The organism is Spirosoma aerolatum, from assembly GCF_002056795.1.
GTDB lineage: Bacteria > Bacteroidota > Bacteroidia > Cytophagales > Spirosomataceae > Spirosoma > Spirosoma aerolatum.
The window spans coordinates 2,291,881-2,307,146 of the sequence record NZ_CP020104.1; the positions used below are offsets into that span (position 1 = coordinate 2,291,881).

Genomic DNA, 15,266 nt, shown 5'->3' on the forward strand with positions numbered 1-15,266 from the left:
ATAAGATCGGATGAATCGAGTTATGAACGAATTGCTGCTTAGTTGCGACTGGGGTACATCGTCGTTCCGGCTTCGGCTGGTCGACACCCGGAGTGGTCAGGTATGGGGCGAGCAACTGTTGCCGACAGGGGTAGCGGCTACGTTCGATACCTGGAAAGTTGAGCACGACCGGACTGAGATTGAACGGGAAACCTTTTTCAGTAAATTTCTAAAAACACAGATCAACGCTCTGGCCGATTCGCTGGCTATTTCGCTGGAGCAGGTGCCGGTGGTACTGTCAGGCATGGCGTCGTCGTCGATCGGGATGGCTGAGTTGCCTTATGCGAACTTGCCCTTTTCGCTCGATGGATCTCAGGTAAGTGTTTACTGGTTTGCCCCCCGACCTGGTTTCAACCATCGCTTACTGCTGATTTCAGGTGTGCGAGGGTCGCAGGATGTCATGCGGGGTGAAGAAACGCAGATGATCGGCCTGAGCGACTTACTTACGGAAACAAATCGCTCGGTGCTGATTTTTCCCGGTACGCATTCCAAGCATATGTATATAGAAAATGGTCAACTTATTGACTTCCAGACCTTCATGACGGGCGAGGTGTTCAGTGTGTTGACGAGCTATTCCATCCTGAAAGAGTCGACCGATGTGGCTGACTTGACCAATGGTTTAACACTGTACCGGGCCAATTTTCAGGAAGGGGTGCGGGCTTCAGAATCAACGGCTTTGCTGCATACGCTGTTTGCCGTTCGAACGAATCAACTGTTTGGTAAACTCACCCGACCGCAGAATGCTCTCTACCTAAGTGGTTTATTGATCGGGGCCGAATTACGGGAGTTGCTTCAAAAACCGGATTGGCGGCTAGTACTTTGCTGTGATAACAACCTAGTCGATTTTTATACAGAAGCCCTTACTGTTCTTGGGCTCTGGCAGTATACAACCCGCATTGATGCCGGGCACATCCGGTATGCGGCTACTGCGGGTCATCGCAAGATCATGAATCATCAACTCACCTTAGCCGAAACAGACTCATGAATCAACGCCCGTTTTCGTGGGACTTATTTATGAAATGCCCTATTGTGGGCATTGTGCGGCATCTGACCGCCGAAGACGTTGCGGAAATGCTCCCAATCTATATAGAAAGCGGCCTGACAACCATCGAAGTCACGATGAACACACCGGGCGCTGCGGAAATGATTCAGGCAGCCCAGGCTCAGTATCCCGACCAGCTCAATATTGGGGCCGGTACGGTCCGAACCTTGACCGATCTGGAAAATGCGCTGGCTGCGGGCGCTCAGTTTATTGTTACGCCTACGCTCAATGAACTGGTTGTTCAGCGATGTGTTGAGCAGCAGGTCCCTATTTTTCCGGGCGCGTTTACCCCGACCGAGATTGAACGGGCCTGGATGCTGGGCGCTACGATGGTCAAGGTATATCCGGCAGGTATGTTGGGTCCTGAATACATCCGCGATATAAAAGCACCCCTAGACGATGTGAAGTTGCTACCGACGGGGGGCGTCAATCTATCTACTATAAGCGACTATCGAAAAGCAGGCGCCGATGGGGTAGGCATGGGGAGCCAACTGATCGACAAAGCTCTGATCCGGCAACGTGACTGGTTAGGTCTGAAAGCCCATTTTGTAGCTGTAAAAAGGGCATTTACCGTGTCGTAACGCGGGTGTTAACCCACGACAATTGGCTAAAAGTCGCGGGTTAACACCCGCGTTACAAGCACGGACGAGCGATGAGAAAACTATTAAAAGACCACCAAATGACCGCGTAGCGTATTAATCAATTCCCCTATGTCTGCTTCCCGTATGACAAATTACCGCTGGTTCGTTGTCTTTCTGGTGTTTATTGCCACCACGATCAATTACCTTGACCGGCAGATTATTGGGTTGTTAAAACCGATTCTGGAAAAAGAATTCAGTTGGTCCGAAACCGACTTTGCCCGCATCGTCATGGCCTTTACGGCGGCCTATGCCGTTGGGTTACTGCTGTCGGGCTGGTTTATCGATAAGGTGGGATCTAAAGTAGGCTATGCGGTCATGATTATTATCTGGAGCGCGGCTGGTATGCTGCATGCGCTGGCTCGCAGTGCTGTTGGCTTTGGCCTGGCGCGGATCGGACTGGGGATCGGTGAAGCGGGGAATTACCCGGCGGGTATGAAAACCGTGGCCGAATGGTTCCCTAAGAAAGAACGGGGACTGGCAACCGGACTCTTTAATGCGGGGACGAGTATTGGGGTGGTTGTCGCCGTGCTGTTGGTGCCCTATATTTTGCGTACGTATGGCTGGCCCGATGTATTCTGGATTACCGGGGCGTTGGGATTTGTCTGGCTCGTGGCCTGGTGGATTTTTTATGACGTACCAGCGCGCCAACAACGACTATCATCAGCCGAACGGGACTATATTCTGGCAGGGCAGGAAATGCAAGGCAAACAGACTGTATCCGTTAGTTGGACCAGCCTGTTTGCCTATCGTCAAACGTGGGTGCTCATCGTTGGCAAAGGACTGATCGACCCTATCTACTGGTTTTTTTTGTTCTGGTTGCCATCCTACTTTTCGGCCATGTTTGCCCTCGACCTGAAAAAGCCAAGCTGGGAACTGATGGTTATTTATCTGGCTACTACGCTGGGTAGTATTGGGGGTGGTTACTTGTCATCACAGCTCATCAGGCGTGGCTGGTCTACGCTGAAAGCCCGCAAAACGGTACTACTGGCATTCGCTGTGATTGAACTGTCAGTGATTTCGCTCCAGTTGGCTACCAACGTCTGGATGGCGGTTGGGCTGCTCAGTCTGGCGGTAGCGGTTCATCAGGCATGGGCCACAAACGTATTTACGCTGGGTTCCGATTTGTTCCCCAAACAGGCGGTCAGTTCAGCGGTGGGTATTGGCGGTATGGCCGGTGCTGTAGGTGGCATTCTCTTTCCGATACTGGTAGGTAGTTTACTGGACCGATACCGGGCCGAAGGGAATCTGTCGGGAGGGTATAATGTTCTGTTTACCATCTGCGGCTTTACCTACCTGATTGCCTGGGGCATTATCCATCTGCTTACCCGTTCTATTCGACCAATTACGGTATAGTAGGGAATACACAAGACAGATTGCCTACAAGTCCGGTATCTCTTTAAGCGGTTTCCAGGCTTGATTGGTTTTGGGACCTGGATCGCCCGAACAGACCCGGCATAGGTACATCAACTCCATCGACCAGCCCCTGTCTACCTTGCCGAGCGAAAGTGTAATCTGGGTGCGAGGAGTGAGCCAGTTTACCGTCTGGAGTTCACCCACACGCTTTACCTTTCCGGGGCCATACTTTTCGCGAAGTAGCCCTTCCAGTTCGTTCGATGCGGCCGTTACATCGGCTTCCGAGATCGATGCCGTGGTGTAGTAGTAATAGGAGGCCGAAAGCAGCGAGTCGCCGTTGAAGCCATATTCAAGCCCAACGGTTCGGTTAATCAGCGGCACTCGGGCATACACCAGCTTGTCGGCTTTCGACGATGTACGTTTTTCTTTTTCTGCTTCTTTGACCTGTTTGGGCGAGAACCCCCAACGTACCTGACGAATATCCGGCGTTTGCTGAGCCATCAGCAAACCAGCTGTACTTAGTTGCAGCAGCAATACGTGAAACAGACGGGAGCGAATGGATGTCATCGATAATGAATGGGGTTGTCTTGAGATTAAAAACCGCAGGATGATGATTCTGTTTTGATGATTTGTAAAGAACATTGCCATTCCCGCTGTGTGGGCAGGTTGAAGAACGTGCCCAGTGAGGTTTCTTAAAACCGAGTTGATGGTAACCGTTCGATTTTTGAGCAACCTCGCTGCCGTCAGATGTGAGCATCTGACGGCACCCGGACAGCAATCTCTCTGGGCTTCGCAGCAGCCATGTGAATAGGTTGGGGGAGCGAATAGAGTTTTTCGTAATACTCCCGCGCCATTCGGTCGGCGTCGAAATAGGGAAGTATGTCGTGCAGGCTGTTCTTCATTCGCTGGAGCCACTGGTTCGGTTGTTCGTAGTACATGGGCAAAATGACTGTTTCCAGCAATGTATACAGGTTTTCCGCGTCGAAGTCATCCTGCTGATGGGCGGGCCAGGCCAGATTCGCTTCGGGCAATACAAAACTGTTCTCGCCAGATCGGGCCAATTCAGGAATCCAGCCGTCGTTGGTTGAGCAGTTGATCGCACCATTCATGGCCGCTGTCATACCACTGGTTCCCGAAGCTTCGCGGGTGAGTCGGGGCGTGTTAAGCCATAAATCGGCTCCCTGTTTGAGTAATTTCGACAGGTAGAGTTCATATCCTACCAGCACTGAGCAATTCGTATACTGCTTCGATACATGAACCAGACGGTCGAAGGTGCCGATGCTGGCGTAATCGAACGGATAGGGTTTTCCGGCCCATATAATTTGCACCGGGTATTTTGGATTTGTCAGCAGACGGTCAAATCGGGCCGGGTCTGATAGCAGCAGGTCGGCGCGTTTATAGCCTGCAAAGCGTCGTGCCCAGACAATGGTAAATACAGTTGGGTCATACAGATCACCCGTTTGATTGGCAACCAGCTCGAAGAGAACCTGTTTACTGGCTCGTTTTCGCGAAAGCAGTGTGGCATCATCCTGAGCAGCGGCTGCCGTGTCCAGTACCGGATCACCCCAGAACTGGTGATTCTGGGCATTGGTAATAGCAATGATGGGGCAAACGTCTGGGGCGCCTTGCCACATTTGCTGGCTTACTTCCTGATGGCGTTTCGAAACCGCATTGGCACGTCCGGCCATGCGCAAAGCGCCCAGCGCCCAGTTAAATGACTCGTCATACATCCCCGTGATTCGCTGGACATCCTCCAGGGGGAGGTTGTCGAAAAAGCCCATACGATCCAGTAACCGACAATCGCTGCGGGGATTTCCGGCTTCTTCGGGCGTATGTGTCGTAAACACCAGTCGCTCCCGAACGGCCTCAAGGCTGCCTAATTGCCGAAGGAGATAAAAGGCAAGTGGCAGCGGATGGCTTTCGTTCATGTGGTAAACGTCTGGTTTGAATTGAAGCTGCTCCAGGAGTTTGGCGCCCCCAATGCCCAGTAAAATACTGGACGCAATCCGGGTTTCAGGGTTTGGGTCGTAGAGCCGATGGCAGACGGTTTGCGCCAGATAATCATTTTCGGGCAGATCAGTCGACAGAAAATACGTCGGTACAGTGCCGAAGGCGGTTGGCGGCAGGTAATAGGCTGTTACCCAGACAGGCGACTGATTGATTTGAATCTGAAAGCGGAGGTTGGTTGGCTGAAGAAAGCTGTAGTGCTTCTCCATAAACAGCACATCCATAGTTTGATCGGCTTTATGGACCTGATCGTAATAGCCGTATTTCCAGAGAATACCGACGGCTACCATCGGCTGTTGAAGCGCATACGCACTACGCATGTGCGAACCAGCCAGAAAACCCAGCCCCCCTGAATAGGTTTTGAGGTACTGGACAAAGGCATATTCCATTGAAAAATAAGCCACCAAGGGCATACGCTCCGAAGCGATTGCGGTTGTAGAATCCATAGAATCAGGTTGATGATGGCCCGAAGGTCGGTAATCATTTTGCGCATCGGGCTGAAACCAAACAGCCCAAAGGCTGATTCTTATCAGACAATTGACCACAAACAGCTGTTTTGTTGAGTGTGGTCATGGGGGACTGGGCCTCCGATGGGGAGTTTTGCCAGACCTATACCGAAGCACTGCATGAATACTTCCCAACCGGAAATGCCCTCTCAACTACTTGTGCTAAACAGTGGTTCATCGAGTATTAAGTTTGCTGTTTATGATCTGGCCGAACAACAGATAGCGTCGGGTAAACTGATCCGAATCGGGCAGACTACGGGAGCGTTTGAACGAACCGATGGGCACCAGACCAACACGGACGCGCTGGCATTGCCCAACCATATGGCTGCCCTGAACGTTCTGTTCGACTGGCTTCATCAGCAAAGCCATCTGCACATCGGAGCGGTTGGCCATCGTATAGTACATGGGGGCGAACGCTACTGGACACCAGAGCGGGTAACAGCCCGGCTACTGGCTGATCTACGTTTACTGATCCCACTGGCGCCTGATCATTTGCCCGCCGAAATCAGCCTGATTGAAGCGGTAGCGGCTCAGTATCCGCAGTTGCCTCAGGTTGTGTGCTTCGATACGGCGTTTCATCACAGTATGCCTGCGCTAGCCCGACGATTACCCTTACCCCGCTATCTGGCCGAGGAAGGCGTTATGCGCTATGGGTTTCACGGATTGTCGTATGCGTATGTACTGGATCAACTACGAAAGGAAGCCGGAGACGACGTCGCCAATGGACGCGTAGTGCTGGCGCACCTGGGCAATGGAGCCAGTATGGCGGCTGTTCGGCAGGGCAAATGTATGGATACAACAATGGGCTTTACGCCCACGGGTGGCTTGATGATGGGAACCCGAACAGGCGATCTGGATCCCGGTGTCGTGCTCTACCTGCTGAACCATCGGGAGGTAGAAAGCTCAGAACTCAGTCGGTTGCTGAACGATGAGTCGGGACTGTTGGGCGTTTCAGGGACTAGTTCTGATATGCAGATGTTGCTTCAACTGGAGCCAGACCAGCCAGCCGCAGCCGAAGCAATAGCGTTGTTTGGTTACCTGGCGGCTAAACAGTTGGGCGCACTGGTTACTGTGCTGAATGGACTCGATACATTAGTATTTACCGGAGGTATTGGCGAAAACGCACCGACTATTCGCACCCGGATTTGCGAGCGTCTGGCCTATCTGGGTGTCATGCTCGATCCAGCCCGAAACCAGGCCAGCGAAGCCATTATCTCCCCCAACGGCCATTGGCCCGTAGTACGCGTTATTCCTACCGATGAAGAGGTCATGATCGCTCGTTACACCCGGCAGGTGCTACATTTAAGAGACGTAACTTTTTAGAAGTAGTTTAGCTAAACTTACCAGTTGGCCCGGCGTAGTTTTTCCGGTTGCGCCACCCGAATATGGCCCGATGAATTGATCTCGATAAGCCCGTCCTGTTTGAACTCGCTGAGGGTTCGGATGAGCGATTCAGTGGCCGTACCCGTCAGAGCGGCCAGATCATCGCGGGAGAACTGGATCAGCGTGTCGGGCTGTTGGTTGTGCAGGCGAAGTAAGGTGTCGGCCACCCGACGGCGGAGCGAACTATAGGCCATACCCAGTAGCTGCTGTTCACGTTCGCCAACTCGCCCGGCCAGCAATTTGATAAACTGCTGACTGACATCGGGGTTGCTGGAGACTAGTTGAAGGAAATCGTCTTTGGGAATGTAGAGCAGTTCAGAATCTTCCAGCGTAACGGCCGAATCGGTGTAGTCGCGGTTTTCCAACAGGGCGAAATAACCGAAAAACTCACCCGGCCCATAAATACCCGTAATAAATTCCTTGCCATCGGTGTTGTTGCGCACCGTCTTTACTTTACCCGACTTAACGAAAAACAGTCGGGTTGGGTCGTCACCTTCCGAATAGACGTACTGCTTTTTGCGGATGTTATGTGGTTTGCGATCGACCGACAGGCTGTTCAGATTCCCTACGGATTTGGCATCGTCCAGAAACTGCGCAAGGCCATCCTGTTTCAGGTCATAATCGGGTCGTAAATGCGTAAACCGATTCAGACGGCCTTCTATGGCGCTCAGTAGCTCACTCTCTTCGAAGGGTTTGGTCAGGTAGTCGTCGGCCCCCAGATCCATGCCTTTCCGAAAATCGTTTCGCTCGGTTTTGGCCGTCAGGAAAATGAAGGGCACGCCCGATAGGTCTGGATTCCGGTTGAAGACCTGCAAAACGCCGTAGCCATCCAAAACGGGCATCATGATGTCGCAAATAACCAGATCGGGTCTGGTTTCCAGAGCAATCTGAACTCCGATTTTGCCATTTTCGGCGGTGAGGACATGGTAGTTGGCCAGTTCAAGTATTTCGGCGGTTGTTTCGCGAATGGCTTCGTTATCTTCAATCAAGAGGATGGTTTTCATACGGTAAGCTGAAGGTTATGGTGGTCCCTTTGTTCAATTCACTTTGCAGATGGATGGTCCCCTGCATGAGTTCGACATATCGGGCCACAATGTGTAGTCCCAGGCCGGTACCCGATACATTTGTTGCGTTTTTAGCCCGGAAAAACTGTTCAAACAGGTGTTGTTGATCGTCGGGTGAGATGCCAATACCCTGGTCAATCACCGCTACGGTTATCTGTTGGTTAGCGCAATGCCCTTCTATTTGTATCAAAGTGCCTTCGCCCGAATATTTAATGGCATTCGACAGGAGGTTGACCATGATTTTACGAAGCAGCGAGGGGTCGAGCCAGATCGAAGACGGACTTTGTATCGCTATGTCAACCGTTTGCCCGGCCTTCAATAAACTGCTCATGTCGTGCACCACTTCTTCCACCAGAAGAACAAGATCTACCTGAGCAGGATGCGCCGTAATTTTTCCTTCTTCAAGTCGGCCTACCGATAAAAACTCTTCCAGAATATCGTTGAGGTGTTTGACCGATGCCCGGATGCGTTGCAGGTGTTTCTGGCGTTTGTCCTGCTGGTCGGCGTTGGGGTACTTTTCGATCAGCGAGGTGGAGTTAAGTACGGCCGTAAGTGGTGTGCGAAACTCATGAGATGCCATCGATACGAAGCGCGATTTAAGTTCGCCGAGTTCCCGCTCTGTTTTCAGGGCCTGAGCCAGTTCATCTTTCGATTGCTCCAGTTGCTCCAGCGTATCCATCAAAGCCTGGGTACGGTCGGCTACTTTCTGCTCGAGTTCAGTATTGAGCCGTTCTACGTTGGCTTTTTGTTCCAGCAGTTGCCGTTCGGCTTCTTTTTTGAACGTGATATCGACGATGTAGGCTACGGCGTAGAGTGTATTGTCGAGCCGGAAATAGCCCAGGCTGATTTCGACCGGAAACAGGGTGCCATTCTGACGCTGGGCATACAGATCCCGATTGTGCCCCATCGGTCGGGACTGTGGATTGCTATTGAACGAATGCCGGAGCTTTTCGTGGTACTGGCTGACGCTCCGGGGTACAAGTTGTTCAATCGACACGCCCATCAGGTCATCATCCGCGTATCCGAATAGCTGATTGGCCATGTGATTTGCAGACACAATCTGCCCCTGCTCATTGGCAACAATGATCCCAATCGTAGCCTTGGTAAAAACGGCTTCGTACCGCCGAACGCTGTGGTCCAGCTCACGTTCGGTACGGTGTAGTCGGTCCAGATTGGCGATACGCACCAGCATCATCTGGTCGCCGGAAAATAACTTCAGGGTTATACGTCCCCAGAATGTATCCCCCGTGTACCGTCGGATTTCAGTTTCTTCGTCGACGTGCCCTTTCAGTTTCAGGCGCCCAACCAGATCTGTCCACTCGTCTGACGAAAGGGGATGACTTCTGAACGAAAGCTGAGGCTGACCCAGCAGAAGCTCTTCGGAAGGATAGCCGAGCATTTGCACCCCCGCCCGATTGATGCGTATGTAGTGATTCTGTTGGAAATCATACACGCCCAGGAAGTCATTTTCCTGCTCGAACAGGATGTTCATCAGGGCTGTGGCATCGATGCCTTTAAACATGGAAGGATCTTGGAGAAGTTTATGGTTAGGGGTAGTTGGGAACAAAGTACGGGAATGAAGCTATGTTGATGCAACTTATCGGCTAATAAAATTGCCACTATCCACGCTGTATTAACTAGCACTGGGTGCGTATGAGCATGCGGAGATGTCATGCTTTCGGGAGGCTTGACTGGGGCGTTGATCGATAGCCCATCTGGCTATTCTATTAATATTAGTTCCTTACCTGATTGAGGTCATTTTTTTGCGCCGAATAAACCGCCATCTTCACCCCATTATGAATCGATCAGGCCGATTCAGGAAACAATACGCTTATGAATACAGGCCGCCCAAAACGGTTAGTGCCCAGCGTGACATTGCCCGTGTTACTGACATTTATTCCTACAGACGATAAACCCTATTCGGCAGTGCAGGAAATGGTTAGTGAGTTGCAATATCAGCTTGAGGGAAAAATCAGGGTACTAAAAATTGAAGCGGCAGCTCATCCGGCTATCGTTCGTAGTTTTGGGTTGCAGAGACTTCCGGCCTTCATATTGCTGCTTCAGGGAACCGAGTTGTGGCGACAGGAGGGAATGCCCAACACCAGTTTGCTTGATCTGTTGCCTCGAAATTTGCTACAGGCCTAACCCCTTAGACGGTCGCTGCCACGCGTTATACCCTTCCACCCATACGGTTCCCGCCAGGGAGAGCAGGCAACATTGACCCCATTGAGCAACGGTCAGTGGCGTAAACTGCATGAGATCCCGAATCCCCGGAATCCCTTGTGCAGCGGCCAGCATAAGGGCCGTAACGCCGACAACAGTCCACAAAACTGGGTTTGGCCTTTGTACTGACCGAATCAGCGGCTCTTGGTTTGATCGACGGATGAAGGTTAGCCAGATGTTGCTCATGACCAGGTTGGTAAACGTAAGCGTACGAACCAGATTAGCCGAATAACCAAGTTGCATGGTCACATAATAGATGCCGAGCGTAGTCAGGGTGATAGCCAATCCCTGGATGAGACTCAGGGTTAATTCCTGCGAGGTAAAAAAAGTAGCATTCAATGGGCGGGGTGGTTGCTGCATCAATCCGGCTCCGGCGGGTTCCTGTTCGAAGGCAATGGAACAGGTTGGACCCATAATGAGTTCCAGGATGATGACATGAATTGGGTTAAGTAGATTGATATACTGCCAGTTGGCGATTAAGGGAAGCGTTACGGTCAGGATGATGGGAATATGAATGGCAACGATATAGGCGATTGCATTTTTCAGGTTTTGATCAATGCGCCGACCCAGAGCAATCGCATCGACCATGCTACCCAGGTCGTCGTTGGTCAGAATGAGGGAGGCCGCCTGGCGGGCAAGTTCAGTACCACGTTGGCCCATAGCCACGCCAATATGGGCTGCTTTTAGGGCGGGGCCATCATTCACTCCGTCGCCGGTCATGGCAACCACCTGTTTGTTGGCCTTTAACGCTTCGACCACCCGCAGTTTAGCCTGAGGCAGCATACGGGCAAATACATTTATCTGGTCAACTTTTTTGCGAAGTTCACGATCCGACAGGGCCATTACCTGTTCGCCCGTCAGCCAGGCTATTCCTTCGTCCAGACCGACCTGCCGGGCAATGGCGAGGGCAGTTTCGGGAGCATCGCCGGTGATGAGCTTGACGATGATACCGGCCTGTTTGAACTGGTCAATGACCCAACCAGCGTTGGGTTTGGGCGGATTCTCGAACGCGATCAGCCCTTTAAATGTCCACGGGAAATCGTCCTGATTGGCCGGATAGGCAGCCTCTGACCAATGGCTACCCACAACACCCAGTACGCGATAGCCTTTGGCCGATAGCAGACGAGCCGTTTCCAAAATGGTGTTGGCTTCGGAAGGGGGTAGCCGACAACTCTGAACGATTCGTTCGACAGCTCCTTTTCCGGCTACCTGAGCGTTCCCCGTGGCTGGGTCATACACATGCGTCATCATGGGAGGAGTGCCCGATAGCGGATACTCATGTACCATGGGTCGTTGAACCGGATCGCTTGGGGAGCTATGCGCTACATAAGCCGTTAGAATCGCTTTTTCCATTGGGTCGAACGGTTCCGATTCGCTGGCCCATCGGGCATACGACAACACCTCCCAGGCTTCCATTGGCAGGTGGGGCTTGTTGTCAGCAGCGATAAGGGTCGTTTCGCCGTTCGCGTAAATATGGGTTAGGAGCATCCCTTCCTGCGTAATCGTTCCGGTTTTGTCGACGCAGATGACCGACGCAGATCCCAGACTTTCAACGGTCTGCGGTTGTTTGGTCAGCACACCGAACCGGGCCATTCGAGCCGCTCCTAACGCCATAAAACTGCTGAAGGCTACGGGGATTTCTTCGGGCAGGATGGTCATGGCCATGGTTAGGCCAAACAGTAGTGATGTGACCCAATCGCCAGAACGGGCGAAGTTGATGCTACAAACCAGCAAAAAGGCCCCAAGTCCTGCGAAGGCCATGCGGTTTACGAAGTGGTGAATCTGCTGTTGTAGTGGTGTTTTTTCGGCAACTATCGTTTGGAGCGAACGCCCCAGCTGACCGAGTTCGGTCTGTTGGCCAACCGCCGTAATCCAGATAAATATCCGACCGGACGTGAGCACCGTACCACTGTATAAACGAGTGCCTTCTTCAATTTTCGCTACCGGAACCGACTCGCCTGTAAGCATAGACTCATCGACTGTGCAATCATTGGCCTGTAGGAGCCGCCCGTCGGCCGGAACAGTTTGCCCTTCGGTCAGCAGCACCACATCACCAACCACCAACTCGGTTGTCGGAAGATCCGTAAGTTGCCCGTCGCGCATCACCTGAACGGTGGGTTGCGTTAACTGGCGGAGCGCCTGCAACGCTTTATCACTGCGGATGGATTCAAAAACAGATAATCCCGCCACAACCAGCATCGCTATGCCGAGAACGATGCCTTCCTGCCACTCGCCCAGAAACCCATAGAGGGTGCAGGCTCCAGCCAGTAAGCCAAACATAGGCTCCGTAACAATATCGATCAGTAGTTGCCAGCGATTTTCGGGCTCAGGTAAGGCGTTGGCCCCGTTCCGGCTTCGCGATACATTGACTTCATCGGTTGTCAATCCGGCTAAACTGGGCATAGGTCCGAGGGTAGGAGAAGGCATAGACTACGGATGGTTGGTGTATCAAAATTGCCCTCGCGGATCACTGTATCAACTGATATGGATTGGTCGGGAGGCTGATTTTACTCACACCTGATGCCACCGAGAACCAACTGATGAAAGTCATAGAAGCACCTAATGTCCATCAGACTACCGCCGTCCGTCAGTCGACAACTTTGCCAATGGTAACCTACCTCTATTTTACATCCTCAATACGAATGAACCAGACTATCGTTCCCTCTACCGTCGAGCCTTCTCCCCAACGATTGACGAATGTACATCGTTATTGGCAGGCGACTAATTACCTTGGTGCGGCTCAGCTTTATCTGCGTGATAATTTCCTGCTGGAGCGACCGCTGGAAGCATCCGATATTAAACCGCGCCTGCTGGGGCACTGGGGTACGCAGCCAGGGCTGAACCTGGTGTACACGCATCTGAATCGACTGATTCAGGATACCAACGCGGAGTTGCTTATGGTCGTTGGGCCGGGTCATGGAGCGCCCGCTATTCTGGCGAACCTTTACCTCGAAGGAACAATGGGTGAGTTTTACCCGGAGTTTAGGGTAGGTATGGACGGGATGAGCGAACTAATTCGGCAATTCTCCTGGCCTTATGGCTTGCCGAGCCATCTGGTGCCGGGCACACCCGGACAGATTCAGGAAGGAGGTGAGCTGGGGTATTGCCTGTCGCACGCGTTTGGCGCGGCTCTGGATAATCCTGATTTGCTGGTTGCCTGTGTTGTTGGCGATGGGGAGGCCGAAACCGGGCCACTGGCAGCCGCCTGGCATTCGAACAAGTACCTTAATCCGGCCACCTCGGGGGCTGTATTGCCCATTCTGCACGCAAACGGGTATAAACTGTCCGGACCGACCATTTATGGCCGCATGAGCCAGCCTGAGTTGTCCAGTCTGTTTACGGGCTATGGGTATCAAGTTCGGTTTGTTGGCGGGAGCGATCCGATGCAGGTTCATGCGGCTATGTGGCAGGCCATAAACTGGGCCTATGAAGAAATTCAGGCCATTCAGCATCGGGCACGTATGGGATTGCTAACGGGTGTACCCACATGGCCAATGATCATTCTGCAAACGCCCAAAGGATGGACCTGCCCGTTGACTGTCGATGGAAAACCAATCGAGAATACCTCGCATGCGCACCAGTTGCCTGTTGCCGATCCGGCTGGTCAGCCTGCCCAACTAGCTGTTCTGGAGGGTTGGCTTCGGAGTTACCGCCCACAGGATTTGTTCGATAGTCTGGGGCGTCCATTTGCCAATGTGCTGGCGACCTGCCCCACGGGTTCCCGGCGTATGGGTATGAATGCCCACGCCAATGGAGGCCAGCAACTCGTGCCGCTGCAACTACCCGATTATACGTCGTATGCTGTGCCGGTTACCTCGCCCGGAAGCGTTACCGACGAAGGTACGCATACGCTCGCATTGTACCTGCGCGATGTGTTTTGCCTGAATGAATCGGCCCGGAATTTTCGGGTGGTGTGCCCCGACGAAACCACGTCGAACCGAATGGCTCCTCTTTTTCAGGCTACGCAGCGGGCCTGGATGGGTACCATGACCGAAACCGACGAGTTTTTGTCGCCCGATGGCCGGGTGATGGAAATCCTGAGCGAGCATACCTGCGAAGGCTGGCTGGAAGGGTATCTGCTCACCGGGCGGCATGGGTTATTTGGCTGCTACGAAGCATTCATACCGCTGGTCGATTCGATGCTGAATCAGTATGCCAAATGGTTGAAAGTGAGCAGGGAAACCTCTTGGCGGAAACCCTTGGCGTCGCTCAACTATCTGCTGACGTCGCACGTCTGGCGGCAGGACCATAACGGCTATACGCATCAGGCGCCGGGTTTTATTAACTTGGTAGTTGAAAAGAAAAGCGAAATGGCGCGGGTGTATCTGCCCCCGGATAGTAACTGCTTGCTGGCCGTGGCCGACCACTGCCTGCGAAGCCGCGATTATATAAATCTGATTGTAGCGTCTAAAGCCAGGCAGGCCCAATGGCTAACCATTGACGAAGCACGCGCTCATTGCAGCCGGGGTATGTCGGACTGGGAGTGGGCAGGTAATGCTACAGGGCATCAACCCGATGTGGTGCTGGCCTGCGCTGGCGATGTACCGACCAACGAAACAGTAGCAGCTGCCGCTATTTTAACGGAACACCTGCCCGAATTGCGGGTTCGGGTGGTCAATGTAGTTGATCTGCTGACCATGCAGTCGCCGGATCGGCATCCGCATGGGTTTCCTGAAGCGGCTTTTGTACAGCTTTTTACGGAGAGCCGACCCGTGGTGTTTGCCTTTCATGGGTATCCAACACTCATTCATGAACTGCTGCACCATCGGACTAATCCGACCCGGTTTCATGTGCGGGGTTATATGGAGGAAGGCCGTACGACAACCCCTTTCGATATGCTGGTGCTGAACAATATGAGCCGGTACCAACTGGTGCTGGCAGCACTGGAGCATCTGAGTAAACGTACCGACACCCAGAAACTAACAGACTGGTGCTATCAGAAGCTGGACCAGCACAAAGCCTACATTCGGCGGGAGGGAGTCGATATGCCCGAAGTCAGAAGCTAGTC

The 15,266-nt window shown here is 52.7% G+C and carries 11 protein-coding genes; 6 read left to right on the forward strand and 5 right to left on the reverse strand.

Annotated elements, in window-relative coordinates; genetic code table 11:
- Positions 1-10 precede the first annotated feature (10 nt).
- The 3 genes from B5M13_RS09230 (at position 11) to B5M13_RS09240 (ending at position 3,075) form a co-directional block, all read left to right on the forward strand.
- A complete protein-coding gene (locus tag B5M13_RS09230; protein WP_245859894.1) occupies positions 11-1,024 on the forward strand; it encodes a 2-dehydro-3-deoxygalactonokinase in 1,014 nt (337 codons plus the stop codon).
- On the forward strand, positions 1,021-1,662 hold the full coding sequence (locus tag B5M13_RS09235; protein WP_080055406.1) for a bifunctional 4-hydroxy-2-oxoglutarate aldolase/2-dehydro-3-deoxy-phosphogluconate aldolase: 642 nt from the start codon (positions 1,021-1,023) through the stop codon (positions 1,660-1,662). Before B5M13_RS09230 ends, B5M13_RS09235 begins: the two co-directional genes overlap by 4 nt.
- Before the next feature lie 129 nt (positions 1,663-1,791).
- On the forward strand, positions 1,792-3,075 hold the full coding sequence (locus B5M13_RS09240; protein WP_080055407.1) for an MFS transporter: 1,284 nt from the start codon (positions 1,792-1,794) through the stop codon (positions 3,073-3,075).
- A gap of 24 nt (positions 3,076-3,099) precedes the next feature.
- On the opposite strand, the gene B5M13_RS09245 is transcribed toward B5M13_RS09240, so the two are convergent.
- On the reverse strand, positions 3,100-3,642 hold the full coding sequence (locus B5M13_RS09245) for a hypothetical protein (protein ID WP_080055408.1): 543 nt from the start codon (positions 3,640-3,642) through the stop codon (positions 3,100-3,102).
- Positions 3,643-3,818: 176 nt separating this feature from the next.
- Positions 3,819-5,528 (reverse strand): alpha-glucan family phosphorylase, encoded by a 1,710-nt coding sequence (gene glgP, locus B5M13_RS09250; RefSeq protein ID WP_245859896.1) that lies wholly within the window; start codon positions 5,526-5,528, stop codon positions 3,819-3,821.
- 180 nt (positions 5,529-5,708) lie between these two features.
- Here glgP and B5M13_RS09255 point away from each other — a divergent pair, with 180 nt between their 5' ends.
- A complete protein-coding gene (locus tag B5M13_RS09255) occupies positions 5,709-6,911 on the forward strand; it encodes an acetate/propionate family kinase (RefSeq protein WP_245859897.1) in 1,203 nt (400 codons plus the stop codon).
- 17 nt (positions 6,912-6,928) lie between these two features.
- On the opposite strand, the gene B5M13_RS09260 is transcribed toward B5M13_RS09255, so the two are convergent.
- Both B5M13_RS09260 and B5M13_RS09265 read right to left on the reverse strand, forming a co-directional pair.
- Positions 6,929-7,975: a response regulator gene (locus B5M13_RS09260; RefSeq protein WP_080055411.1), complete on the reverse strand. Its 1,047-nt coding sequence runs from the start codon at positions 7,973-7,975 to the stop codon at positions 6,929-6,931.
- Positions 7,953-9,557, reverse strand: coding sequence for a sensor histidine kinase (locus B5M13_RS09265; protein WP_080055412.1), 1,605 nt, complete (start codon positions 9,555-9,557; stop codon positions 7,953-7,955). The genes B5M13_RS09260 and B5M13_RS09265 overlap by 23 nt, the downstream gene beginning before the upstream one ends.
- A gap of 311 nt (positions 9,558-9,868) precedes the next feature.
- Between B5M13_RS09265 and B5M13_RS09270 the strand changes: the two genes are divergently transcribed.
- Positions 9,869-10,180 carry a thioredoxin family protein gene (locus B5M13_RS09270; RefSeq protein ID WP_080055413.1) on the forward strand — a complete coding sequence of 104 codons (312 nt, stop codon included), beginning with the start codon at positions 9,869-9,871 and terminating at the stop codon, positions 10,178-10,180.
- Here B5M13_RS09270 and B5M13_RS09275 read toward each other — a convergent pair.
- Positions 10,169-12,685, reverse strand: a complete 2,517-nt coding sequence (locus tag B5M13_RS09275; protein ID WP_245859899.1) for a cation-translocating P-type ATPase — start codon at positions 12,683-12,685, stop codon at positions 10,169-10,171. The genes B5M13_RS09270 and B5M13_RS09275 overlap by 12 nt on opposite strands.
- A 113-nt stretch (positions 12,686-12,798) precedes the next feature.
- Here B5M13_RS09275 and B5M13_RS09280 point away from each other — a divergent pair, with 113 nt between their 5' ends.
- Positions 12,799-15,264, forward strand: coding sequence for a phosphoketolase family protein (locus tag B5M13_RS09280; RefSeq protein ID WP_245859901.1), 2,466 nt, complete (start codon positions 12,799-12,801; stop codon positions 15,262-15,264).
- Positions 15,265-15,266 lie beyond the last annotated feature (2 nt).

Excerpts from the sequence above, each read along its gene's own strand:
- B5M13_RS09280 (WP_245859901.1), top strand. The coding sequence starts at position 12,799 with ATGAAAGTCATAGAAGCACCTAATGTCCATCAGACTACCGCCGTCCGT.
- glgP (WP_245859896.1), bottom strand. The coding sequence starts at position 5,528 with ATGGATTCTACAACCGCAATCGCTTCGGAGCGTATGCCCTTGGTGGCT.
- B5M13_RS09275 (WP_245859899.1), bottom strand. The coding sequence starts at position 12,685 with ATGCCTTCTCCTACCCTCGGACCTATGCCCAGTTTAGCCGGATTGACA.
- B5M13_RS09235 (WP_080055406.1), top strand. The coding sequence starts at position 1,021 with ATGAATCAACGCCCGTTTTCGTGGGACTTATTTATGAAATGCCCTATT.
- B5M13_RS09260 (WP_080055411.1), bottom strand. The coding sequence starts at position 7,975 with ATGAAAACCATCCTCTTGATTGAAGATAACGAAGCCATTCGCGAAACA.
- B5M13_RS09240 (WP_080055407.1), top strand. The coding sequence starts at position 1,792 with ATGTCTGCTTCCCGTATGACAAATTACCGCTGGTTCGTTGTCTTTCTG.
- B5M13_RS09270 (WP_080055413.1), top strand. The coding sequence starts at position 9,869 with ATGAATACAGGCCGCCCAAAACGGTTAGTGCCCAGCGTGACATTGCCC.
- B5M13_RS09265 (WP_080055412.1), bottom strand. The coding sequence starts at position 9,557 with ATGTTTAAAGGCATCGATGCCACAGCCCTGATGAACATCCTGTTCGAG.
- B5M13_RS09255 (WP_245859897.1), top strand. The coding sequence starts at position 5,709 with ATGAATACTTCCCAACCGGAAATGCCCTCTCAACTACTTGTGCTAAAC.
- B5M13_RS09230 (WP_245859894.1), top strand. The coding sequence starts at position 11 with ATGAATCGAGTTATGAACGAATTGCTGCTTAGTTGCGACTGGGGTACA.
- B5M13_RS09245 (WP_080055408.1), bottom strand. The coding sequence starts at position 3,642 with ATGACATCCATTCGCTCCCGTCTGTTTCACGTATTGCTGCTGCAACTA.